The organism is Halomonas smyrnensis AAD6 (genome assembly GCF_000265245.1).
GTDB lineage: Bacteria > Pseudomonadota > Gammaproteobacteria > Pseudomonadales > Halomonadaceae > Halomonas > Halomonas smyrnensis.
Genome location: NZ_AJKS02000010.1, coordinates 46,110 through 69,393, shown reverse-complemented (window position 1 = coordinate 69,393; position 23,284 = coordinate 46,110). Strand labels below are relative to the sequence as shown.

The following is a 23,284-nucleotide window of genomic DNA, read 5'->3' as shown; positions in this document are numbered from 1 at the left end:
CGCCCTCAGTAGGCCGGCGGCGCAGCCAGGGCGGCCTCGGTGAACACCAGCAGGCCGAGCTCGGGGCGATAGCCGTGGATCTCCTTGACGTCCAGGGCCTGCAGGAAGTGCAGGATCTCCTCGCTGACCACCTGCCCCGGCACCAGCACCGGAAAGCCCGGCGGGTAGGGAATCACGAAGCTCGCCGAGACCACGTCGCGTCCCTGGCGCGCCTGGGCCTGCAGCTCGCCGTTGTCGAAGCGCAGGTACTCGGTGTTCTCCTCGTCGTAGCTCAGGAAGTAGGCGCTGCGGATGTCTCCCTCGGGGGTCTCGGGGCCGCGACGGAAGGCGTCGTGGAAGCGGCTGAAGTCGGGCAGCGGCGGCAGCTCCCGGGTCAGCGAGTGGACGCGGTGCTCGATGATCTTGCGTTCGGGACGGCTGCTGTCCTCCCAGCGGTTCTCGAACTCCTTGGCCAGCTTGATCAGCACGTCGAGCAGGTAGGCGATGGAGCCCCGGGTGGTGCCGATGTTGGTCATGAACAGCACGGTGTTGCGCGACGTCTTGTTGATCTGGATGCCGTACTTGTTCATCAGGTATTCGTTCTTGAAGGCGTCGCCGTCGACCCCGGTCGCGCCGATGCCGATGGTCACCCGGGAGGGGTCGACCACGAACTCGTCTCGCGCCCAGGCCTCTTCCATCTGATTCCAGCCGGTCACCGGATCGTAGTAGGACTCGACGCCGGACTCCCGATACTCCGCGGGCACCATATCGGCGTTCTTGAGCACCCGGAAATACTTCTGCAGCAGCGGATGATTATACAGCTGCTCGCGCAGTGACAGTGCCGCCTCGACCTGGGCGTGCACCAGCTCGAAGCCTTCCATCTCGGCCTGCATGCGGCCCACGTCCAGCGAGGCCAGGATCTGGTAGTTGGGCGACGTCGAGGTGTGGGTCATGTAGGCCTCGTGGAAAGGCGCCTCGACGCGCTGACGATAGTCCTGATCGTAGACGTGAATCATCGAGCCCTGACGCAGTGAGGTCAGGGTCTTGTGGGTGGAGTGGGTGGCGTAGGTGCGAATGCGCACGAGATCGGGGTCCGGCAGCAGCGGACGCTCGAGCCAGGTGGCGTCGTCGTCGGGGTCGAGGGCGTCGAACTCGGCCTTCCAGGCCGCGTACTCCTCGCGATAGGCCTCGCTGCGGTAACGGTCGCGCAGCGTGCGCGCCGCGTGCATGGCGGTGCGCGGCCGGTAGGTCGGGTTGAAGGAAGCGAAGGCGAACCAGGCCTCGTCCCACAGGAACACCAGATCCGGCTTGATCGCCAGGCACTCCTCCATCACCCGGCGCACGTTGTAGACCACGCCGTCGAAGGTGCAGTTGGTCAGCAGCAGCATCTTCACCCGATCGAGTTCGCCGGCGCGACGATAGGCAAGCAGGGTCTTCTTGATCTCGTGCAGCGGCACCGCACCGTACATCGAGTAGTCGTTGAGGGGATAGGAATCCAGATAGCTGACGTGGGCCCCGGCCAGCACCATGCCGTAGTGGTGCGACTTGTGACAGTCGCGGTCGACCAGCACGATGTCTCGAGGCTTGATCAGCGCCTGGACCACGATCTTGTTGGCGGTCGAGGTACCGTTGGTCACGAAGAAGCTCTGGCGGGCGCCAAAGGCTCGGGCGGCGTATTCCTGGGCCTTCTTGATCGGCCCGAAGGGCTGCAGCAGCGAGTCCAGGCCACCCGAGGTCGCCGAGGTCTCGGCGAGGAAGATGTTGATGCCGTAGAAGTCGATCATGTGCCCCGCCCAGTGCGAGCGGGTCACCGACTTGCCGCGCGAGATGGGCATGGCATGGAACACGCCGGTAGGCTTCTTGCTGTACTCGCGCAGCGCATCGAAGAAGGGCGTGCGATAGCGCTCGTCGATCGCCCGCAGGATGGTGTGATGCTGCTCGATGTAGTCGGTCTCGCGGTAGAAGATCCGCTTGAAGTAGCGAATGTCGCTGCTGGCGGTACTCTCCACGTCGCCGCTGCTGACCAGGAACTGGTCCACCTCCGGACGCAGCTCCTGGATCATCGAGCTGAGCAGGATGCTGCGCTCCGCCTCGGAATGCGTCTCTATCGACTGCTCGGACAACCCCTCGAGATAGCCGCGCAGGGCGCTGAGGTTGTACTTCGACTTGAAGGGAAAGTCGAAGCGGATCAGGCAGGCCTGGATGTTGGGATTGACCAGCACCGCGATCAGGGCATCCTCGAAGCTGCGGGCGGTGACCACGTCATAGACGAAGCGGTCCTCGGGCCGGCGCAGGTTGTGGAAGGCCTCGCGCACCACCTCCTCTTCCTGGGGCGAGCAGTTGTCGACGATCAGCAACTCGAAGTAGGGCTGAGCCGAGCTGTTGGAGGCCGGGTGGCCGCGACGCAGCTGGTTCAGGGCGTCCAGGGTTTCCAGATCCTCGGCATCGGCGTCGGTCTCGCTGAGGTCGACGTGGCGACGCCGGTAGGACTCGCTGATCAGCGCCCGCACCAGGCGCTTGACCACCTTTTCGAGCAGCTCGTACTCCTCGCGGTCGAACAGCGCCCAGATGTGCCGGAAATCCTCCTTGGAGGGGAAGGCGTGGTAGTCCTCGATGATCTCCAGGCGAGTCAGCTTGACGTCGATCGCCTTGACCAGCTGGCGCTCGCCTCCCTCTCCCTTGAGTCGCACCAGCTGGCCGAGGTCGCGCTTGAGCGCGTTCCAGGTATCGGCGCGCAGTTGGGAAATCTTGTGATAGAACCCCAGCGCGGTGTAGGACGTTTCGGTGTGGCTGCTCTCGTGCATGGCGGTCCCCTTAGTGGCTCTTGTTCTGCACCCTCTCAGCCCGTATAGAGCCCCCGCGCCCCGTAGCGCACGGTGATGCGTTCCTCAGGAAAGTCGTCGAAGCCCAGCTCCAGGGCGAGTCCCGGCCAGCGGAAGCCGACTCGCCCCTCGGTCGGGCGATAGACGGCGGTGTAGATGGTACCCAGGCCGCGGCCGTAGTCATGACGAAACAGCGGCGGCGAGGCGAAGGCGGAGATGAGGCGCGCCTCGCTGGTGTCCTCGTCGTCCACCAGGATCGACAGCTGGCGCTCGCGGATCAGCGTCTCCGACGCCAGGGCATGGGCGTACCACTCGATCTTCTTCTGGTGGTTGGTGGCCACCGGCACGCGACGGATGCTGGCGCGGCGGTCGGGAGCGATCATCGCCGTCACATAGCGACCGCTGCGGTCGGCGACGGTGATATTGTAGGCCATGTGCGTCGGCACCCGCTTCAGCACCTCGGCGGCCTGGGGCACGTCGTCACAGGTCTCGAGCACGTAACGCAGGATGATCGGCGCGCCGAAGCCATCGCCCACCGCCTTGCGGCCGCCGAAGGCCAGGGAGACCGTCAGCCCGGCATCGTTCATGCCGTCGAGCACACCCCACAGGCAATCCGACATGGCGATCACCCGACGCTGGTTCCAGCGGCTGTAGAGGATGGTGCCCTCACACAGCTCCGGCGGGTAATCGTAGTTGCGGGCCAGCACCGTCGCCGACGGCCGGGCCAGCACCGCCTGGGAGCAGCCAGTGATATAGGCCGGCGGCCGGTACAGGCTCAGCAAGCGAGCGCTGAGGTCGCCCCCGCCGGCCAGCTCGCACAGGGTCCGATAGGTGTCCACCAGCTCGGGCATATGGCGACGCAAGGCGTTGTAGCAGGCCAGATAGGCCGGCCGCTCACGCTCGCCCTCGCTCAGGTACCACTGCTCGTAGGCCGGCCAGTGGTAGTCGAACAGCGACCGCCACTTGGCCCCCGGGGACGCCTCCCGCACGGTGCGAAAGTCCAGCATCTTGTCCGACCCGCCCCCCGACCCGCCCGGCGGCGGGCCAGCGTGGTGTCTCCCGCTCATAGGATCTTGAAGTTGCCGCCGCCGATGGCATGGCTGACGGCGACCTCCTCCACCACCGGATCCTGAAGGGGCTGGCCGGAGAACTCACCGCGAATGCCCTCGATCCACGCCTTGGCCCGCTCGGTGAGCTGGAAATCGTCGTCCATCAGTCGACCGCGGGTGATCAGAATCCCCAGGTCGGCCCCCTCGTAGCGGAAATCGCCCTCGCCGCTGATGCGCAGGAAGAAGGCCTCGCACTCGTTCTCGGCGGCATGAGGATGCGAATCGTAGTGGTCGTAGGCGATGCGGCCGTCCTCCCCCATTCTCCACACGCCCGAGGCCGGCGCGGCGGTCAGCAGGTCGACGCTCTCCTCGGTGTGCTTGATGACCAGCTGGCTCCAGCTGTCGATGCTCTCGGGATGCGACCAGCGATCATTGATCTCGGCGATATCGAGATCGAAGTCCAGGTCCGAGAACTCCAGCAGGTGGAACAGGAACAGCGGGATGTCGGAGTGGGCGAAGGCCGCCACGTTGGTCAGCGAGCTGGCCCCGGTGACCCGCGGGTTGAGCTCGCCGAGATAGACATCGCCGCCGTCCATGTCGATCAGGAAGTCGAGCTCGAAGTAGCCCCGGTACCCCTCCTCGCGCAGCGCCTCGCCGAACTTGAAGGTGTACTCCCGGGCCTTGTCACGCACCGTCTGGCTGAAGGCCCCGGCGAACATCTCGTTGCCGCACCAGCCGCCCTTGTAGGGCGTCAGCGACTTGAAGCCCACCAGCTCGGTCATCAGCGGGCCGACCACGGTGCCGCTGCGAGTGGCACAGGCCTCGATGGCCGAGCCGCGGCAGTTGATGCGCTTCATGATCTTGACCTCGGGCTCGGCCTCGATCTCCTCGGCGACCTTGTAGTAGTCCTCCTCGCTGGCGATGAAGAAGGTGGTATGCCCCGAGTCGCCGTAGGCGGTCTGCACCACCAGGTCGGTGCCGAGCTCGCGGCTGGCCTCCAGCAGCTCCTGGTAGCTGCCCACCTTGGCCAGCACGTTCGGCACGCTGGGCACCCCGGCCTTGTTGCCGATACGCACGGTCTCGATCTTGTTGTCCATGCGCGAGCGCAGCGCCGCCGGCGGGAAGGCGACCTTGAGCCCCAGCTGGTCGCAGATCTCCTCGGTGTGCTCGTCGAACATCAGGAAGGTGGCGATACCGCCGTCATCCCCCTGGGCACGGGAGTGGATGAAGTCGATCACCTCCTTGTGCTCGAGGAGGTAGTTGTTGATGTCCTCGATGCCCTCGAAGTCGCGGGGAAACTTCTCCCGGGGCACGAAGACGTTGCGCTGACGCCGGTCGAAGCAGTCGATGTAGTTGATGTGGCGAAAGCCGCCGACCCAGTCGCCGATCCCCAGCAGGTTGAAGTTGGTCGCCGAGATGAAATAGATCGGTCGCTTGTTGTTGAGAAAATGGCGACGGACATCGGCAATACTAGTTATTTTGCTGCTCATCGTGATCGCTCCCTGAGGGTCTTCGGAAGCCGCGCGCCCCGCCGCGGCAGGGGCGGAGCGCTCGGGCTGGTCGGCGCCGGCATCACCGGCGGCCGCGGACGAATGGAACAGGCGACGCAGGCCATCGAGGATTCGGGCGAACATGGGGGCTCCTCAGTTCCGGAATTGTTCCTGCGAGACGGTCAGTAATCCTCAATATTAGTTCGTTGTGGCTTTTCGAGTGGCCCCAGGGTATCGAGGAAGGGTGAGGAGCCACCCTCGTGACGATACAGAGTGAAGTCGACGCGCCGATCCCGGAAGCTCTTGAGCGGCTGGCCGAGGCCGCGCAGGCCGGTTTCGCGCTCGCGGCGCACGCGGCCCAGATCGACCTCCACGGGCATGATCTCCTCGCCGGTGCCGGCCTGGTGGATGACGTCGCCGGACGGCCCGACCACGATGGAGCGCCCGTTGCCGATGGCCCCCGCACCGTTGATGTCAAAGAAATAGCACTGGTTGACCGCGGCATTGGTGCGCGCGATCGACAGCTCGATGTCTCGGTCGATGGTGTCGGTCATGGTCGGATGCAGGATCACCTCGGCGCCCATCGACGCCAGGGTGCGGGTGGTCTCGGGGAACCACATGTCGTAGCAGATCGACACGCCGAAGCGCCCCACCTGCGGCACGTCGAAGACGACGAACTCCTCGCCGCTCTCCACGCCGGCCTCGTAGGGGCGGAACGGGAACATCTTGCGGTAGCGCGTCACGACTTCACCGCGGGGATTGATCACCGACAGGGTGTTATAGATAGCATCACCGGCCTGCTCGAACATCGAGCCCGGAATCAGCCAGATGCGGTGCTTCTCGGCCAGGTGGCAGAACACCGCCTCGGCGTGACTGGGCATCGGCTCGGCGTGATGCGGCGAGGCGCCCAACGGCATCAGCTCGCTGAACAGCACCATCTGCACCTGGGGAAAGCGGCTCATCAGCACATCGATGCGATGGCGCATGGCGTCGGTGTTGTCACCGTGATGCAGGGCAAGCATCTGGACACCGGCAATCGTGAAATAGGACATGTCATACCCTCTGCGTCAGGCGATCTCGAATCACTGCAGGCGGCCGGCGCCACGCATCGTGCTACGCCGGAGGGATCGCCAGGCGTGGGGGGAAACCCCATCACCCTTCTAGCTTATGCCACGCGCGGCGGGGCGAATCAACGCAGCAGGGGCGCCGCGGGCCGTCGTCCTCAGTCGGGGACGAAGTCACCGGCGGCGAATCCGCTATCGGGGCGCTTGACGCGCTTGGTGACGATGTAGGTGAAATAGCGCTCGATGCCGACGTCGGACATCAGCCAGGCGTCGATCAGGCGCTGATAGGCGTCGATGGAGGCGGCCTCGAACTTGACCAGGTAATCCACGCCGCCGCCCACGGCCACGCACTCGACGGCCTCGGGGGTGTCGCGCACCAGGGCCTCGAAGCGGGCGAAGCTCTCGGCGTTGTGGCTCTTGAGTTCGATCTGCACCCACACCGGGGTGCGCGGCCGCAGCACGTTAGGGTCGATCCGCGCCCCGTAGCCCTCGATGATGCCGGCCCTCTCCAGCCGCCGCACCCGCTCCCAGCAGGGGCTGACCGAGAGGTTGATCGCCTCGGCCAGCTTCGACTTGGTGATGCGCCCCTCGCGGGACAGGATCTCGAGGATCTTGAGATCGTAGCGATCGAGCTTCATGTCAGACCACCATCCCAGCTGATTGCGCTCGGCCATGCCGCGTTGAACAGCGTCTCAAGATGCTCATTTACCCCTCGTAAACTCCGCGCTTTCGGCGCTGTTCGCCTTGCCTGGCCGTCGCTCATTGGCGCTGGGGCTGGGTCTGACCGGCGTCGAGCGAATCGACCACCTCGGCGATCACCGCGATGGTGTCGCCCATGTTGACGTTGGCCGGGAAGCGGCGCGCCATCAGCAGGCCGTCGCGCTCGGCGCGGTACTCGATGGGCGCGGCGCCGCTGCGGGTCATGTCGTAGACCCGGGCGATCACCTGGCCGTGCTCCACCGTCTCGCCCAGCGCCACCGTCAGCTCGAGCAGTCCGGTGTGCTCACTCTGCACGTAGCAGCTGGCGTCCGGCATGTCGAGATAGACCTGGGGCTCGGCGGGCGCCTCGATCTCGCCCTCGACCAGCCCGAAGTGGACCAGGAAGTTGTGGATGCCACGCTCGGTGATGGCCAGGCTCTGCGGCGTGGAGGTGCCGCCGCCGCCGAGCTCGGTGGCCACGAACACCTTGCCCTGGCGCTCCACGGCGGTGTCGAACAGCGCCTCGGCGTCGAGCTCGAACATGATCATGGCGTAGGGCGCGCCGAACGCCTTGGCGCCGTCCAGGGCGCGGCGCTGCTGGTCGGCATCGTCGAGCACGTGGGAGGCGGCGAAGGGCACGATGTCCAGGGTGCGGCCGCCGGAGTGCAGGTCGAGCACCGCGTCGCTCATCGGCACCAGGATGCGGGTGAAGTAGTCGGCGATCTTCTCGGTGACGCTGCCGTCGGGGTCGCCGGGAAAGCTGCGGTTGAGGTTGCCGCCGTCCATCGGCGAGGTGCGCTTGCCGGCCTGGGCCGCCGGGGTGTTCATCATCGGCACGATGATCAACCGGCCGCTGACGTCCTCGGCGGCGAGCGAGCTCGACAGCTTCTGCAGCGCGGTGATGCCCTCGTACTCGTCGCCGTGGTTGCCGCCGGTCAGCAGCGCGGTCGGGCCCTCGCCGTTCTTGACCACGGTGATCGGGATCATCACCGCCCCCCAGGCCGACTCGTCGTTGGAGATCGGCAGCTTGAGGAAGCCGTGCTGGACGCCGTCGGCCTCGAAGTCGACGGTGGCGGCGATGGGGCTCGGTCGCTTGCTCATGGGGTGCTCCTTACTTGACGAACAGCTGGCGGGGAAAGTCGGCCAGCGTCTCGCAGCCGTTTTCGGTGATCAGGATGCTCTCGGTGATTTCCAGGCCCCAGTCGTCGACCCACAGCCCGGGCATGAAGTGGAAGGTCATGCCGGGCTCGAGGACCGTCTCGTCGGAGGGGCGCAGGCTCATGGTGCGCTCGCCCCAGTCCGGCGGATAGCTGATGCCGATGGGATAGCCACAGCGCGCGCCGCCGCGGTCGAAGCCGTACTTGTCCATGGCCGCGCCCAGCGCCATGGCGATGTCCGCGGTGCGATTGCCGGGCTTGGCCACCTCGAGGCCGTGCTCGATGCCCTCGAGCAGCGCCGACTCGGCGCGCACGAACTCCGCCGGCGGCCGGCCGAGGAACACGGTGCGCGACATCGGCGCGTGGTAGCGCTTGAACACCCCGGCGATCTCGAAGAAGGTGCCCTCGCCCTCGCGGAACGGCGTGTCGTCCCAGGTCAGGTGCGGCGCGGCGGCGTCCTTGCCGGTGGGCAGCATCGGCACGATGGCCGGATAGTCGCCGCCGTAGACCTTGCCATGCTCGTCCTTCCAGCCCTCGATGCCGACCCGGTAGATCTCCGACACCAGCTTGCTCTTGGGCAGGCCCGGCTCGATCACCTCGAGGATGCGCGAATGCATGCCCTCGACGATGCGGGCCGCGATGCGCATGTATTCGATCTCCTGGGCCGACTTGATCGCCCGGCACCAGTTGACCAGGCCGTTGGCGTCCATGAAGCGGGCGTGGGGCAGCTCGCGCAGCAGCGACTGATAGGCCTTGGCCGAGAAGTAGTAGTTGTCCATCTCCATGCCCACCACGCCCTGGTGCCAGCCGCGATCGGGCATGATCGACTGGGCCAGGTACTCCATGGGGTGCATGTCCGGATTCTGCACGTAGTGATCCGGGTAGTAGGTGAGGTTCTCGGGGTCCATCCAGCAGGTGCGCAGCGCCCCGTTGGCGTCCATGCGCCGGCCGTACCACACCGGCTCGCCTTCGAGCCCGAGCAGCACGCACTGGTGCACGTAGAAGGACCAGCCGTCGTAGCCGGTCAGCCAGGCCATGTTCGAGGGGTCGCTGATGATCAGCACGTCGATGCCGCGGCTCGCCATCTCGGCGCGGACCTTCCACAGTCGGCCGGCGTACTCCTCGCGAGTGAAAGGAAGGGAAACCTGAATCATGAAATCGCTCGTCCAACGATCACGTCACCGATACCGGCCATCTCCATGCCGGGAGATGCCGGGGCGCCAAGGCGGTTGACGGCCATGCGAGGGGCCGCTTGAATTGTCATGATTGATGACATCACAATGCATGACAATTTCAGTCAATGTCTTTCTGCCGATACTAGCACCCCCACTTGGCCGACGGTCAAAGGCTTTATTGGATCATGACAATCGACCTGACCCCCTTCCTTCAGGACAGCGGCCCCAAGTACCTGGCCATCGCCCGCGCGCTGTCCGAGGCGATCCGCCAGGGCGAGCTCACGCCCGGCACTCGGCTGCCGCCCCACCGCCGGCTGGCCGAGACGCTGGGCGTGAGCGTGCAGACCGTCTCGCGGGCCTACGCCCAGGCCGAGAAGATGGGCCTGGTGCAGTCGCGCGTGGGCAGCGGCACCTGGATCAACGCCCTGGACGACGCCCGGGAGTCGGCCTACCTGCGCGGCCAGGAGCCGCGCCAGGAGAGCACGCTGGTCGACCTCTCCATCGCTCATCCGGTGTGTACTCCGAGCCACCAGCTGCGCTTTCGCGAGACCCTGGCCTCGCTGGCCGAGCAGCTGCGCCCCGAGGTGATCGCCGCCAACCGCCCCATCGCCGGCCTGCTCCACCAGCGCGAGCGCGCCAGCGACTGGTTGGCCGACACCCTCGGCGTGCCCGGCGGCCCCGAGGACCGGGTGCTGTGCAACGGCGCCGCCCACGGCCTGATGCTGGCCATCTCCACCGTGGTCCAGCACGGCGACCTGGTGCTCACCGAGGCGCTCACCGACCACGGCCTGATCGCCCTCTCGCGCACCCTGGGCTTCCAGCTGCGCGGCGTGGCCATCGACGAGCGCGGGGTGATTCCCGAAGCCCTCGACCTGGCCTGCCGGCGCCTGCGGCCGCGCGCCGTGTGCCTGACCCCGACCCAGCTCAACCCCACCGGGGCGACCATGGACGAGGCCCGACGCGACGCCGTGGCGCGGGTGCTCGACCACCACGGCGTATGGCTGATCGAGGACGACGTCCACGCGCTGCTCGAGCCGCCGGGGCTCACGCCGCTGGCCGCCCGGCTGCCGCAGCTGTGCTTCCACGTCACCAGCCTGACCAAGGTCGCCCTGCCGGGGCTGCGCGCCGGCTATCTGAGCGTGCCCCGCGGCCAGCTGCACCACACCCTGCCGCGCATGCGCGCCACCACCTGGATGGCCACTCCGCTGATCTTCGAGCTGGCCGACACCTGGCTCGCCGACGACACCCTGGCGCAGCTGGCCGACGAACAGCGCCAGCGGCTGAGCGAGCGCCAGCGCCTGGCCGGCCGCCTGCTCGGCGGCCACGAGTTCAGCGCCCGCCCCTCCAGCCTGCACCTGTGGCTGTCGTTGCCCGTGGCCTGGCGGCCCGAGGAGCTGCAGCAGCAGGCCGAGCAGGAAGGCATGACCGTCACGACCGCCACGCCCTTCATGGTCGAGCAAACTCCGGCGCCGCGACGCATCCGCCTGAGCCTCGGCGCCGAACCGGACCTCGAACGCCTGGAAGGCGCCCTGTCGCGCCTCGCCGCGCTGCTCGACGAGGCACCGCCGCCGATGCAGATCATCTACTGACACGAAGGAGAACGTCATGCGAGTCCTGGTTCACACCGACGCCGCCGAGGCCTGGCGCGAGGCCCTGGCCGAACGCCTGCCCGACGCCGAGATCCTCACCAGCGCCGCCCCCGCCGACGAGCGCCGCCGCGCCGACTACCTGGCGGCCTGGAAGCCCTCCGCCGCACTGCTCGGCGAGCTCACCGCGCTCAAGGGCATCGTCAATCTCGGCGCCGGGGTCGACGCCATGCTCGACAATCCCGCCCTGCCCCGGGGCGTGCCCATCGTCAAGCTGCGCGACGCCGGCATGGCCGGGCCCATCGCCGACTACGCGCGCTACGGCGTGCTGCACTTCCAGCGCGACTTCGACCGCTATCGCCGCCAGCAGGCACGCACCGAGTGGCGCGAGTGTCCGCCGGTCGACAAGGCCGACTGGTCGGTGGGGGTGCTGGGACTCGGCGCCATCGGCGCCAGGGTGGCGCAGGCGCTGGCCGACGACGGCTTCCCGGTGCACGGCTGGAGCCGCTCGCCCAGGACGCTGCCCGGCGTGCGCTGCCATCACGGCGGCGACGGCCTGCGTGAGCTGCTGCCCGAGGTGAAGAGCCTGGTGCTGCTGCTGCCCGGCACGCCGGCGACCCGCGAGATCATCGACGCCGAGGCCCTGGCCGCGCTGCCCGAGGGCGCCAGCCTGATCAACCCGGGGCGTGGCAGCCTGATCGACGAGGCGGCGCTGCTCGACGCCCTGGGCGACGGCGAGGCAGAAGGCCGGCTGCGCGGCGCGCTGCTCGACGCCTTCCCCGAGGAGCCGCTGCCGGCATCGAGCCCGCTGTGGTCACATCCGCGGGTGCTGGTCACCCCGCACATGGCCGGCCCCACGCCGCTCGGCGAGGCGCTCGACCAAGTGGCCGAGGCGCTGCGCGCCATGGATGCCGGCGAGGACGTCGAGACCATCGACCCCGAGGCGGGTTACTGATGCCCGACACAGACGCCGGCTCAGGGCATACGCTGAAGGGGACGTCAGCGACCCCGAAGGAGGAAACGATGCCGCAAGCCCAGCTGGACTACGGCCCCGCGGACGCGCTGCTGGTGGTGGACATGCAGAACGACTTCTGCGAGGGCGGCGCCCTGGCCGTCGCCGGCAGCAACGCCCTGGTGCCGGGCGTCAACGCCGAGATCGCCGCCGCCCGGGCCGGCGGTGCGCCGATCGTCGCCTCCCGGGACTGGCACCCCATCGATCATGTCAGCTTCGTCCACCGCGGCGGCCCCTGGCCGGTGCACTGCGTGCAGGACACCCCCGGCGCCGACTTCCACCCAGAGCTCGACCTCGACGCCGATACGCTCCGCGTCAGCAAGGCCACCGCCTTCGACGCCGACGCCTACTCGGCCTTCGACGGCACCGGCCTGGCCGGCTACCTGCGCGAGCGCGGCGTCACCCGGGTGATCGTCTGCGGCCTGGCGCTGGACGTCTGCGTGCGTGCCACGGTGCTCGACGCCTGCCGGCACGGCTTCGAGACCCTGCTGCTCGAATCGCTCAGCGCGGCGGTGGACCCGCAGGCCGTGGCCGACTGCCGGGCCGCCTTCGCCGGGGCCGGCGCCACGATCATGCCGTGAGGGACACGCCATGCCGTATCGGCCCGCCGAGCGTCGAGGAGCTGTCCTGCCGGCGGGTGGCATGTGCCGGGCCCCGAAGCTCAAGCACTCCCCCGGCAGGATCCATCGGCCCGGGTGCCAGCCGGTCTTCCGCCGCCCGGGAGCGGGTTGCGCGGGACCTCGAACGCCTGCCGACCACCCTGCGCCGACTGGCGCGACTCGAGGGCGACGATCCGGTCACACTATCCGAGCGCCTCGCCCGCCGGACCGACGAGACGCCCTGACGCCTTTGCCGGGGCAGCGCCGACTTACAGCAGCTCGTTGAAGCGCGCCAGCCAGGCCGGATGCGCCGGCCAGGCCGGGGCGGTCACCAGCTTGCCGCTGACGATGGCCTCGTCCATGCCGATCTCGGCGTAGTCGCCGCCGGCCAGGTGCACCTCCGGGGCGCAGGCGGGATAGGCCGAGACCCGGTAGTCGGCCAGCGACACCGCGGCGGCCAGCAGCTGGGCACCGTGGCAGATGGCGGCCACCGGCTTGTCGGCGTCGAAGAAGTGGCGCACCAGCTCCAGCACCCGCTCGTCCAGGCGCAGGTACTCCGGCGCCCGGCCGCCGGGAATCACCAGCGCGTCGTAGTCGCCGGCGGCGACCTCGGCGAAGGTGGCGTTGAGGGTGAAGTTGTGCCCCGGCTTCTCGGTGTAGGTCTGGTCGCCCTCGAAGTCGTGGATGGCGGTGCGGATGCTGTCGCCCTCGCGCTTCTCGGGGCACACCGCGTCCACCCGGTGGCCCATGGCCTGCAGGGCCTGGAACGGCACCATGATCTCGTAGTCCTCGACGAAGTCGCCGGCGATAAGCAGCAGTCTGGCCATGACAACACCTCCTGTGAAAGACGAAAATGGGAGCCTGCCCCGCCAGCCTAACCGCTCATCGATGACGCGGCCATGCCAGCGAGGCGTCAACGAGATCACCGTCGAGCATGCCCGGCGGGGAACCCGGCGGCCGCCGCGCCCTCTCAATCGAGTCACCCCGATGCTCTTTCCCGCGAGGAATTCCCGATGACGTTTCGCCTGCCGCGCCGCGCCCGGCTGCTGGGCCTGGCGCTGTTGATCACGGCCCTGCCGAGCCTGGCCGCCACCGCACCCCAGCCCTTCGACGCCCGCTACCACCTGGAGGTCTCGGGCTGGCCGGACATCGATATCGACCACCGACTGTCGCAGGAAGCCGGCCACTGGCAGAGCGAGATGCGCGCTAGCCTGCCCGGCGCCAGGGGCCACGAATGGGGCCGCTTCCGGCTCGACGACGAGCGGGTCAGCTCGCTGCACTACGCCGCCGGCTACTCGCTGCTGGGCATCAGCCGCGCCTACTCGCTGGAACGGGACGATCTGGCCCCGCTGCCCGATCGCCAGAGCGCCCTGGTGGCGCTGGCCCGCCGCGTCATCGACGACGCCGACGACCGGGGCCGGCTGCGCTATCGCGACCACCGCGGCCGCGAGGAACGGCTCGACTATCGGGTGCTGGATCGCGCGCCCGTGACCCTGCCGACGGGGCGCTTCGAGGCGGTGCGGGTGACGCTGGCCGAACCCGACGAGGACGACCGCCGCATGGAGATCACCTTCGATGCCCGGCGCCCGGGCCTGCTGCTGGGCATGGCCTACTACCGCGACGGCGAGCGCAAGAGCCGCCTGTCGCTGACCCGGCTCGGCGGCGACTGAGGCCGCTGCCCCGGCGCCAACAAGCTGCTAGAGTGACCGGTTTTGGCCGTCGCCGACGGCCCGAACGGGAAAGAATCAGGGAAGGAACTCTCGCATGCTCACCGGACTGCTGATCGTCCTGCTGCCGCTGATCCTCGGCTATCTGGTCCGGGTGCGTCACGATGCCGTCATGGCGGCGATCAACCGCGGCGTCAGCGCCGCGATCTACGCCATCCTGCTGCTGATGGGCGTGAGCCTGGCCGGGCTCGACGACCTCGGCGGCCAGTTCTCGCGCATGGGCGGCCAAGCGCTTGCGCTGCTCGGCGTGACCTCGGCCTTCAACCTCGTCGCCCTGGGCTGGCTGTCGCGGAGGCTGCGCCTGGCCGTGGACTCGAGCCAGGCGGTGGACGGCGCGCCCACCAGCAAGCTGGCCGCCATGGCCGGCTCGCTGGCGCTGGTCGGGGTGGTGTTCGCCGGCATCGTGCTCGGCCTTCTGATCCATGTTCTGTTCGGCGGCGCCGAGGCGCCCTTCGCCTGGGCAGAGCGCCTGTCGGAATGGGTGCTCTACGCCCTGCTGGTGCTGATCGGCTGCCAGCTCAGGAACTCCGGCATGCCGCTCAGGCAGATCCTGCTCAACCGCCACGGGCTGGCCATCGCCGTGACCCTGGGCGCCAGCTCGCTGATCGGCGGGCTGGTCGCCGCCCCGCTGCTCGACCTTTCCTGGAACGAGGGCCTGGCCATGGCCGCCGGCTTCGGCTGGTACTCGCTGTCGGGCATCCTGATCGGCGACGCGCTGGGACCGCTGCTGGGCGGCGTGGCCTTCTTCAACGACCTGGGCCGCGAGCTGCTGGCCTTCGTGCTGATCCCGCTGGTGATCGGCCGTCACCCGGCGCTGGCCATCGGCTACGGCGGCGCCACCTCCATGGACTTCACCCTGCCGGTGATCCAGCAGCACGGCGGCGTCAACTGCGTGCCGGTGGCGGTGGTCTCGGGCTTTATCCTCTCGCTGCTCTCGCCGCCGCTGATCCTGTTCCTGCTGACGCTGTAACGCTGGCCTCGGACGCCCTCCTATCGCGACGCGCTCCCCTGTTGCTACTGACGGCGTAGACCCGCCAACGAAAACGCCCGCGACCTCGGTCGCGGGCAAGCATCGAAACAGCACTCGACCAGAGATTCTTGTCAGAACCAGATCTCGCTCTGCACCCCGAAGGCCCACTCATCGCCGGTGAAGCCGTCGCTGCCGAAGGCATCGTCTTGGGAATAGTCGTTGAGTTCCTCGTCCCAGTCGCTCCAGGAAGCGAACAGGCGAATCTCCGGCCGCTGCCAGAAGCCACCCACTTGCGGCTTGAAGGTTGGCGCGATGGTGAACTTGGTGTAGCTACCTTCGGCGGCATTGTTGCCGCCATAGCCCTCGGGCGAGATATCCATCCACTGATAGCTGCCCTCGTACTGCATCTCGAAGTTCTCGGTCAGCTCGTTGGCCAGGCGCACATTGAAGGTCGCCCAGTCATACTGGTCTCCCGCGACATAGCGATCCTCGCTGGTCTCGGCCAGGATGGCCGGTGCCACACGCCAGTCGGGCGCCAGATAGGTGGTGCCATAAAGCCCGAGGCGGGTCGCGGTGGCGTCATCGCTGAGGTTGCCGTTGGAACCGAGGCTCTTGGTCTCGGCCCCCAGCCCTTGGCCATGCATCAGTGCCGCCTTGAAGCTGCCGTCACTCAGGCCGAAGAAGTCATCGCCATGATAGGCCACCATGGTGTGGATGCCGTCATCCGCGGCGTCGATATTGCCCTCGGTCAGACGCTCGTCGTTGTCAGTGGCATTCATGCCGCTGACCATCCACTGCCAGTTTCCGAAGTAGTTGTTGGACGTGAGAATCAGGTTATCGGTGCTGCCGGTGTCGGCGGCGGGGTTCATGCTGTCGACAGGAAAGTCGGTGAAGCTGCGGCCGTAGATGGACAGGTTGGAGGTCCAGTTGTCGGCCAGCCGCATGTCGTAGATGCCGCCGCCGGTACCGGCCAGGAAGATGAAGTCGCTGTCCAGCCAGTGGATATCGAAGTTGTCGCGATCGAAACGCTTGCCGGCCCAGATGGATGCGTTCTCGAAGGCCCCGGTGAAGCTCGGCAGATCACTGAACTCGACGTAGACCTGGCGCACGTTGAGGCTCGATTCATCGGACGTCCAGTCGTTACTGGTCTCCACCCCGTCGGCGATCATGGTCCGATAGTGGGCCTTGGCGCCGTTGTCGAAGCGCATCTTGTAATTGAGGATCGCCTCGGCGTAGGTATCCGGCTCGTTGCCGAGACGACCCACGGCGCCGCCCTGGGCACCCGCCGGCGTCAGGTAGGGTCCGCCCTCGGCACTCTTACCGCCGTCACCGATCAGCAGTCCCGAACGAGCATAGGCGTTGAAGGAGAAGCCCTCCTCTCCGCTGGCCTGGCGTTCCACGGCCGCCAGCCGGGACTCCAGCTCCTCGTCGGACAGCTGCTCTGCCATCTGCTGCTCAGCCTCGTCGGCGCGGCGCTCGGCCGCCGCGGCACGCTGTTCGGCGGCGACGATCCTCTGCTCGAGCTCAGCCAGCCTGGCCTCGAGGTCGCTCGATCCTTGGGCACTGGCCAGGCCGCTGGCCCCCAGGGCCGCGGCGGCGATGGCCATGACGAGTGGTGACTTGCGCGGGCGTTGGGTCGGAATTGTCATCGTGATCAATGCCTTTGTTGTTGTCGCTGAAGATCTCGATCGCGTCCGGAGAACTCCCGTTTTACCCGACCACTGGGCGACACCGGGCACCCGGACTTAATCGTTTAAGAAGGTAGTTGGAATAGAACGCGAAAAACACACGACTTATGTCTAAAACCCGTTCAAACGCGTTAATAAATAGTAAGTAAACAACATTCAACGCCGATAGCCGGCACCTTGCGCGACCAAAGTCTAGGTTGCACCACCGACGGCGCGTCGCTTAACTGAGCACCATATCTTAATCGATTAAGACGACACCGGCATCGCGACATGAGACGCGTGTCTTTGCCATGCCGGCCCTACAACAACAAGTGACGAGGATACGCCATGCAACGCAAGTCCCTGATCGTCTCTGGACTCGCCCTGCTGGGCGCGACAGGCGCTCCCGCGGCCCTGTCCGCTGAACTGACCATCTCCTGCGGCGCCGTCGGTGCCGAGCTGGCCCTGTGCGAGGAGGGCGTCGCGGCCTGGGAAGACGAGACCGGCCACGACGTGGAGATCGTCTCCACGCCCAACTCCTCCACCGAGCGACTGTCGCTCTATCAGCAGATCCTCTCCGCACAATCCAGCGACATCGACGTGATGCAGATCGACGTGGTCTGGCCGGGCCTGCTGGCCAATCACCTGCTCGACCTCAACGAGGCCATCGGCGAAGAGGCCGCCGACGGCCACTTCGAGACCATCGTCGCCAACAACACCGTCGACGAGCGTCTGGTGGCGATGCCCTGGTTCACCGACGCCGGGGTGCTCTACTACCGCACGGATCTGCTCGAGCAGCACGGCTTCGAGGCGCCCGAGACCTGGGAGGAGATGACCGCCATCGCCGAGGAGATCCAGGCCGCCGAGCGCGCCGACGGCAACGACCAGATGTGGGGCTATGTCTTCCAGGGTCGCGCCTACGAGGGCCTGACCTGCAATGCCCTGGAATGGGTGGCGAGCCAAGGCGGCGGCACCCTGGTCGACGACGGCGGAGAGATCACCATTGACAACGAGAACGCCGCCGCGGCCCTCGATCTGGCCGCCGGCTGGATCGGCGACATCTCGCCGGCCGGCGCACTCAACTACACCGAGGAAGAGGCCCGCGGCGTCTTCCAGTCCGGCAATGCGGTGTTCATGCGCAACTGGCCCTATGCCTGGTCGCTGGCCCAGAGCGAGGACAGCGAGGTGGCCGGCGAGGTCGGCGTGGTCAAGCTGCCCCATGGACCGAATGGAGATACCGCGGCGACGCTCGGAGGCTGGAACCTGGCGGTCTCCAAGTACAGCGAGAATCCCGAGCTCGCCGCCGAGCTGGTGGCCTTCCTGACCGGTGAAGCCGAACAGAAGCGCCGCGCCATCGAGGGCGCCTACAACCCGACCATCGCCAGCCTCTATGAAGACGAGGAAGTGCTGACCGCCGTCCCCTTCTTCGGCACCCTCTTCGAAACCTTCACCAATGCCGTGGCACGGCCCTCCGCCCCCACCGGCGACAACTACGGCCGCGTCAGCAACAGTTTCTTCAACGCCATCCACAGCGTGCTCTCCGGCAACATGACCGGCGCCGAGGCGGTCTCGCAGCTGGATAGCGAACTGTCGCGCATCAAGCGTCGTCGCTGGTAACCGGAGGTCGAGATGTCCACTTCTGCAACCGACAGCGCCCCCCGGGTGGGGCGCACTGCCAAGGCGGCCTACCGGGGCACCAAGGTGCGCCGCCAGCGCGTCCGCGCCGCCTGGCTGTTTCTGGCGCCGATGCTGGTCGCCCTGGCCCTGGTGGCCGGCTGGCCACTGCTGCGCACCTTCTACCTGAGCTTCACCGATGCCTCGCTGTCGGATACCGCCGGGGCCGCCTTCATCGGCATCGAGAACTACCTGGTCTTTGATGACGGCGCCTGGTACGGCCTGCTCACCGACCCCGTCTGGTGGCAATCGGTGTGGAACACCGTCTATTTCAGCGTGGTGTCGGTGTCGCTGGAGGTGGTGTTCGGCATCATCGTCGCCCTGCTGCTCAACGCCGAGTTCAAGGGCCGCATGCTGGTGCGCGCCGCGGTGCTGATCCCCTGGGCGATCCCCACCATCGTCTCGGCCAAGATGTGGGCCTGGATGCTCAATGACCAGTTCGGGATCATCAATCACCTGCTGATGACCCTGGGCCTGATCGACGCCCCCCTGGCCTGGACCGCCGACGCCGACCTGTCGATGTGGGCGGTGATCATGGTCGACGTCTGGAAGACCATCCCCTTCGTCGCGCTGCTGGTGCTGGCCGCCCTGCAGATGCTGCCCAAGGACTGCTATGAGGCCGCCGAGGTCGATGGCATCCACCCGGTCAAGGTGTTCTTCCGCGTGACCCTGCCGCTGATCACCCCGGCGCTGCTGGTCGCCGTGATCTTCCGCCTGCTCGACGCCCTGCGCGTGTTCGATGTGATCTACGTGCTGACCTCCAACTCCACCAACACCATGACCATGTCGATCTACGCCCGTCAGCAGCTGGTGGAGTTTCAGGACGTGGGCTACGGCAGCGCCGCCTCGACGATGCTGTTCCTGATCATCGCCCTGGCCGTGGTGATCTATCTCTACCTCGGCCGCCGCCAACTGGGAGTCGACGAATGAACCGCTATCAGCAGATCAAGCTCGCCAAGCAGATCGGCAAGTGGGCCCTGATCGCGGTGATCATGGTCTACGCCACCTTCCCCTTCTACTACGCCGTGATCACCTCGCTGAAGCCGTCCAGCGAGCTGTTCCAGGTCGACTACTGGCTGTCCTCGGTCGACTTCAGCAACTACGCGCAGATCTTCGCCCAGAAGAGCTTCGTGCAGGCCATCGGCAACTCGATCCTGATCGCCATCAGCGTGGTGGCCATCGCCCTGCTGCTCGGCATCACCGCCTCCTATGCGCTGGGCCGGGTACGCTTTCGCGGCCGCACCACGGTGATGCTCACCATCCTTGGCGTCTCCATGTTCCCCCAGGTCGCGGTGCTGTCCGGGCTGTTCGAGGTCATTCGCAGCCTGAACCTCTACAACAACCCGGGCGGGCTGATCCTCAGCTACACCATCTTCACCCTGCCGTTCACCGTCTGGGTGCTGACCACCTTCATGCGTCAGCTGCCGATGGAGCTCGAAGAGGCCGCCATCATGGACGGCGCCACGCCCTGGGTGACCATCACAAAGGTCTTTCTGCCGCTGATGTGGCCGGCCATGGCCACCACCGGCCTGTTGGCCTTCATCGCCGCCTGGAACGAGTTCCTATTCGCCCTGACCTTCACCCTCACCGACGACCAGCGCACCGTGCCGGTGGCCATCGCCCTGATCTCCGGCGGCAGCCAGCACGAACTGCCCTGGGGCCCGATCATGGCCGCCTCGGTCACCGTCACCGTACCGCTGGTCATCCTGGTGATGATCTTCCAGCGCCGCATCGTCTCCGGCCTCACCGCCGGCGCCGTCAAGGGATAAGCTTCATGTCATCAATGGAATCCAAGATGCAAGACTCAACCATCTGGTGGCGCGGTGGCGTCATCTATCAGATCTATCCGCGCAGCTTCATGGACAGCAACGGCGATGGCATCGGCGACCTGGCCGGCATCACCGAGAAGCTCGACTATGTGGCCTCGCTGGGCGTCGACGGCATCTGGCTGTCGCCCTTCTTCACCTCGCCGATGCTCGACTTCGGCTACGACATCAGCGACTACCGCGACGTCGACCCGATGTTCGGCACCCTCGACGACTTCAAGGCGCTGCTGGCACGCGCCCATGCCCTGGGCCTGAAGGTGATGATCGATCAGGTGATCAGCCATACCTCGGATCAGCACCCCTGGTTCCAGGAGAGCCGCCAGGACCGCACCAACGACAAGGCCGACTGGTTCGTGTGGGCGGACCCCAAGCCCGACGGCACACCGCCCAACAACTGGCTGTCGATCTTCGGCGGCTCGGCCTGGACCTTCGATTCGCGCCGCCAGCAGTACTATCTGCACAACTTCCTGAAAAGCCAGCCGGACGTGAACTTCCACCATCCCGAGGCCAGGCAGGCCCAGCTCGACAACCTGCGTTTCTGGCTCGAGCTCGGCGTCGACGGCTTCCGCCTCGACACCGTCAACTTCTACTTCCACGACCAGGAGCTTCGCGACAACCCGCCGGTGCCGGCGGGCGAGGCCAAGACCCTGGGCGCGCCGGACACCAACCCCTACACCTGGCAGCGCCACGTCTATGACCTGAGCCGCCCGGAGAACCTCGACTTCCTCAAGGAGCTGCGCGCCCTGATGGACGAGTTCCCGGGCACCACCACGGTCGGCGAGATCGGCGACGACAATCCGCTCGAGCGCATGGCCGAATACACCGCCGGCGGCGACAAGCTGCATATGGCCTACGGCTTCGACCTGCTCAATGCCCCGCACTCCGCCGGCTACATCCGCGAGGTGATCGAACGCTTCCAGCGCCTGGCCGGCGACGCCTGGCCCTGCTGGGCGCTGTCCAACCACGATGTGATGAGAAGCGCGACCCGCTGGGGCGCCGACGAGGACCCCGTCGCCTACCCCAAGGTGGCGCTGGCCATGGTGCTGTCGCTGCGCGGCAGCGTCTGCCTCTACCAGGGCGAGGAGCTAGGCCTGCCGGAGGCCGAGGTGCCCTTCGAGCGTATTCAGGATCCCTACGGCAAGGTGCTGTGGCCGGAATTCAAGGGTCGCGACGGCTGCCGCACGCCGATGCCCTGGACCCATGGCGAACAGGGCGGCTTCTCCTCCGTCGAGCCCTGGCTGCCGGTCGAGGAGCGCCACCTGCCGCTGGCCGTCGCCAATCAGCAGGACGACGCCGATTCGGTGCTCAATGCCACCCGCGCCATGCTGGCCTTCCGCCGGCAGCATGCGGCCCTGATCGAGGGTGAGATCCGCCTGGTCGAAGTCGGCGAGGACCTGCTCGGCTTCCTCCGCGAGGCGGACGGCGAGCGGCTGCTGTGCGTCTTCAACCTGACCGGCGAGCCACGGGAGACTCCGCTGCCGGCATCTGTTGGCGAGCACGCCACGCTGCTCGAGGGCCCCGGTTTCCGGACCAGCCTTGAGGCCTCGCAGTTAATTCTGCCGGCCTACCAGGCCGCCTTTATCTCGCTCGATTAACCTCTTTCCAGAGGCCGGCGCCAAGGCGCCGGCCGGGAGTCGCAAGATGGCAAGCGTAACCCTTAACAAGATCAACAAGGTCTTCGGCAGCACCCACATCATCAAGGATCTCGACCTCGAGGTCGGCAACGGCGAGTTCGTGGTCTTCGTCGGCCCCTCGGGCTGCGGCAAGTCCACCCTGCTGCGGCTGATCGCCGGGCTGGAATCGATCACCGAGGGCGACCTGCGCATCGCCGGCGACCTGGTCAACGACCTGCCGCCTCGCGAGCGCGGTGTGGGCATGGTGTTCCAGTCCTATGCGCTCTACCCGCACATGACGGTCTACGAAAACATGGCCTTCGGCCTGAAGCTGGCCAAGACCGACAAGCAGAGCATCGAGCAACGGGTGATGGACACCGCCCGCATCCTGCAGCTCGAGGAACTTCTGCACCGCAAGCCCAAGGCGCTGTCCGGTGGCCAGCGCCAGCGGGTCGCCATGGGGCGCGCCATGGCCCGCGAACCACGTATCCTGCTGTTCGATGAACCCCTCTCCAACCTCGACGCCTCACTGCGCGTACAGATGCGCAACGAGATCGCCCGCCTCCACCATCGGCTCGGCTCGACCATGGTCTACGTCACCCACGACCAGGTCGAGGCGATGACGCTGGCCGACAAGATCGTGGTGCTGCGCGACGGCCGCATCGAGCAGGTCGGCAGCCCGCAGACGCTCTATCAGCAGCCGGCCACCAAGTTCGTGGCAGGTTTCATCGGCTCGCCGACCATGAACTTCATGCCGGCCGAACTCCTGGGTGGCGATGGCCAGGGATGCAAGATCCAAGCGCCCGGGCTCGGCGAGCTGGTCCTGCCGCAGGACCCCGGCGGCGAACCCAGCGGTGCCGGCCTGACCCTCGGCGTGCGTCCCGAGCACCTGCGCCTGGCCGAGGCGGAGGGCGACAACGCCTTCGAGATCGTCAACGTCGAGTATCTGGGCAACGAGGTCTACGTCTATCTGGAGCCCAAGGCCAGCGACACCCTGCTGATCCATCGCAGCGAGGCGCCGAGCCGCTGGGCGATCGGCCAGCGCGTGGCGCTGGTGCCCGAGCTAGAGCACGTCCATCTGTTTGACGGCCAGGACCGGGCACTGGCGCTTGCCGGCCAGCGTCGCGCCGCCTGAATCGACACCCGTATTTTCCTTTCTCTTCCCCCTGTGACGG

At 67.0% G+C, this 23,284-nt stretch carries 19 protein-coding genes; 10 read left to right on the top strand and 9 right to left on the bottom strand.

Annotated elements, in window-relative coordinates; genetic code table 11:
- Positions 1 to 5: 5 nt before the first annotated feature.
- From UYS_RS0211775 to doeA, 7 genes are all read right to left on the bottom strand, one after another.
- Complete coding sequence (locus UYS_RS0211775; protein WP_016855714.1) at positions 6 to 2,783, bottom strand: aminotransferase class I/II-fold pyridoxal phosphate-dependent enzyme; 2,778 nt, start codon at positions 2,781 to 2,783, stop codon at positions 6 to 8.
- Between the two features lie 35 nt (positions 2,784 to 2,818).
- Positions 2,819 to 3,808, bottom strand: a complete 990-nt coding sequence (locus tag UYS_RS0211770) for a C45 family autoproteolytic acyltransferase/hydrolase (RefSeq protein ID WP_016855713.1) — start codon at positions 3,806 to 3,808, stop codon at positions 2,819 to 2,821.
- Between the two features lie 56 nt (positions 3,809 to 3,864).
- A complete protein-coding gene (locus UYS_RS0211765; RefSeq protein WP_016855712.1) occupies positions 3,865 to 5,484 on the bottom strand; it encodes a biotin carboxylase in 1,620 nt (539 codons plus the stop codon).
- Between the two features lie 38 nt (positions 5,485 to 5,522).
- Positions 5,523 to 6,392 carry a carbon-nitrogen hydrolase family protein gene (locus UYS_RS0211760; RefSeq protein ID WP_016855711.1) on the bottom strand — a complete coding sequence of 290 codons (870 nt, stop codon included), beginning with the start codon at positions 6,390 to 6,392 and terminating at the stop codon, positions 5,523 to 5,525.
- 170 nt (positions 6,393 to 6,562) lie between these two features.
- Entirely contained in the window at positions 6,563 to 7,042 is a 480-nt protein-coding gene (locus UYS_RS0211755) for an Lrp/AsnC family transcriptional regulator (RefSeq protein WP_040478371.1), read from the bottom strand.
- 121 nt (positions 7,043 to 7,163) lie between these two features.
- Positions 7,164 to 8,204 carry a N(2)-acetyl-L-2,4-diaminobutanoate deacetylase DoeB gene (gene doeB / locus UYS_RS0211750; protein WP_016855709.1) on the bottom strand — a complete coding sequence of 347 codons (1,041 nt, stop codon included), beginning with the start codon at positions 8,202 to 8,204 and terminating at the stop codon, positions 7,164 to 7,166.
- A 10-nt stretch (positions 8,205 to 8,214) separates the two neighbouring features.
- Positions 8,215 to 9,414, bottom strand: coding sequence for an ectoine hydrolase DoeA (gene doeA / locus UYS_RS0211745; RefSeq protein WP_016855708.1), 1,200 nt, complete (start codon positions 9,412 to 9,414; stop codon positions 8,215 to 8,217).
- 206 nt (positions 9,415 to 9,620) lie between these two features.
- On the opposite strand from doeA, the gene ehuR reads away from it, so the two are divergent.
- The 3 genes from ehuR (at position 9,621) to UYS_RS0211730 (ending at position 12,614) form a co-directional block, all read left to right on the top strand.
- Entirely contained in the window at positions 9,621 to 11,024 is a 1,404-nt protein-coding gene (ehuR, locus tag UYS_RS0211740; protein ID WP_016855707.1) for a MocR-like ectoine utilization transcription factor EhuR, read from the top strand.
- Positions 11,025 to 11,040: 16 nt separating this feature from the next.
- Positions 11,041 to 11,976, top strand: coding sequence for a 2-hydroxyacid dehydrogenase (locus UYS_RS0211735; RefSeq protein WP_016855706.1), 936 nt, complete (start codon positions 11,041 to 11,043; stop codon positions 11,974 to 11,976).
- Between the two features lie 68 nt (positions 11,977 to 12,044).
- A complete protein-coding gene (locus UYS_RS0211730; protein WP_016855705.1) occupies positions 12,045 to 12,614 on the top strand; it encodes a nicotinamidase in 570 nt (189 codons plus the stop codon).
- Positions 12,615 to 12,901: 287 nt separating this feature from the next.
- Here the strand turns inward: UYS_RS0211730 and UYS_RS0211725 are convergent, their stop codons facing one another.
- On the bottom strand, positions 12,902 to 13,459 hold the full coding sequence (locus UYS_RS0211725) for a DJ-1/PfpI family protein (RefSeq protein ID WP_016855704.1): 558 nt from the start codon (positions 13,457 to 13,459) through the stop codon (positions 12,902 to 12,904).
- A gap of 186 nt (positions 13,460 to 13,645) precedes the next feature.
- On the opposite strand from UYS_RS0211725, the gene UYS_RS0211720 reads away from it, so the two are divergent.
- Complete coding sequence (locus UYS_RS0211720; protein WP_016855703.1) at positions 13,646 to 14,302, top strand: hypothetical protein; 657 nt, start codon at positions 13,646 to 13,648, stop codon at positions 14,300 to 14,302.
- A gap of 94 nt (positions 14,303 to 14,396) precedes the next feature.
- Positions 14,397 to 15,329: a LysO family transporter gene (locus tag UYS_RS0211715; protein WP_016855702.1), complete on the top strand. Its 933-nt coding sequence runs from the start codon at positions 14,397 to 14,399 to the stop codon at positions 15,327 to 15,329.
- A gap of 131 nt (positions 15,330 to 15,460) precedes the next feature.
- Here the strand turns inward: UYS_RS0211715 and UYS_RS0211710 are convergent, their stop codons facing one another.
- A complete protein-coding gene (locus UYS_RS0211710; protein ID WP_026068519.1) occupies positions 15,461 to 16,978 on the bottom strand; it encodes a carbohydrate porin in 1,518 nt (505 codons plus the stop codon).
- Positions 16,979 to 17,344: 366 nt separating this feature from the next.
- Between UYS_RS0211710 and UYS_RS0211705 the strand changes: the two genes are divergently transcribed.
- The 5 genes from UYS_RS0211705 to UYS_RS0211685 are packed head-to-tail and all read left to right on the top strand — an operon-like array spanning position 17,345 to position 23,244.
- Positions 17,345 to 18,613 (top strand): ABC transporter substrate-binding protein, encoded by a 1,269-nt coding sequence (locus UYS_RS0211705; RefSeq protein WP_016855700.1) that lies wholly within the window; start codon positions 17,345 to 17,347, stop codon positions 18,611 to 18,613.
- Between the two features lie 12 nt (positions 18,614 to 18,625).
- Positions 18,626 to 19,600 carry a carbohydrate ABC transporter permease gene (locus tag UYS_RS0211700; protein ID WP_016855699.1) on the top strand — a complete coding sequence of 325 codons (975 nt, stop codon included), beginning with the start codon at positions 18,626 to 18,628 and terminating at the stop codon, positions 19,598 to 19,600.
- Positions 19,597 to 20,439 carry a carbohydrate ABC transporter permease gene (locus UYS_RS0211695; protein WP_016855698.1) on the top strand — a complete coding sequence of 281 codons (843 nt, stop codon included), beginning with the start codon at positions 19,597 to 19,599 and terminating at the stop codon, positions 20,437 to 20,439. Before UYS_RS0211700 ends, UYS_RS0211695 begins: the two co-directional genes overlap by 4 nt.
- A gap of 26 nt (positions 20,440 to 20,465) precedes the next feature.
- Positions 20,466 to 22,091 carry an alpha-glucosidase family protein gene (locus UYS_RS0211690; RefSeq protein ID WP_016855697.1) on the top strand — a complete coding sequence of 542 codons (1,626 nt, stop codon included), beginning with the start codon at positions 20,466 to 20,468 and terminating at the stop codon, positions 22,089 to 22,091.
- 46 nt (positions 22,092 to 22,137) lie between these two features.
- Positions 22,138 to 23,244: an ABC transporter ATP-binding protein gene (locus UYS_RS0211685; RefSeq protein ID WP_016855696.1), complete on the top strand. Its 1,107-nt coding sequence runs from the start codon at positions 22,138 to 22,140 to the stop codon at positions 23,242 to 23,244.
- The last annotated feature ends 40 nt before the right edge of the window (positions 23,245 to 23,284 follow it).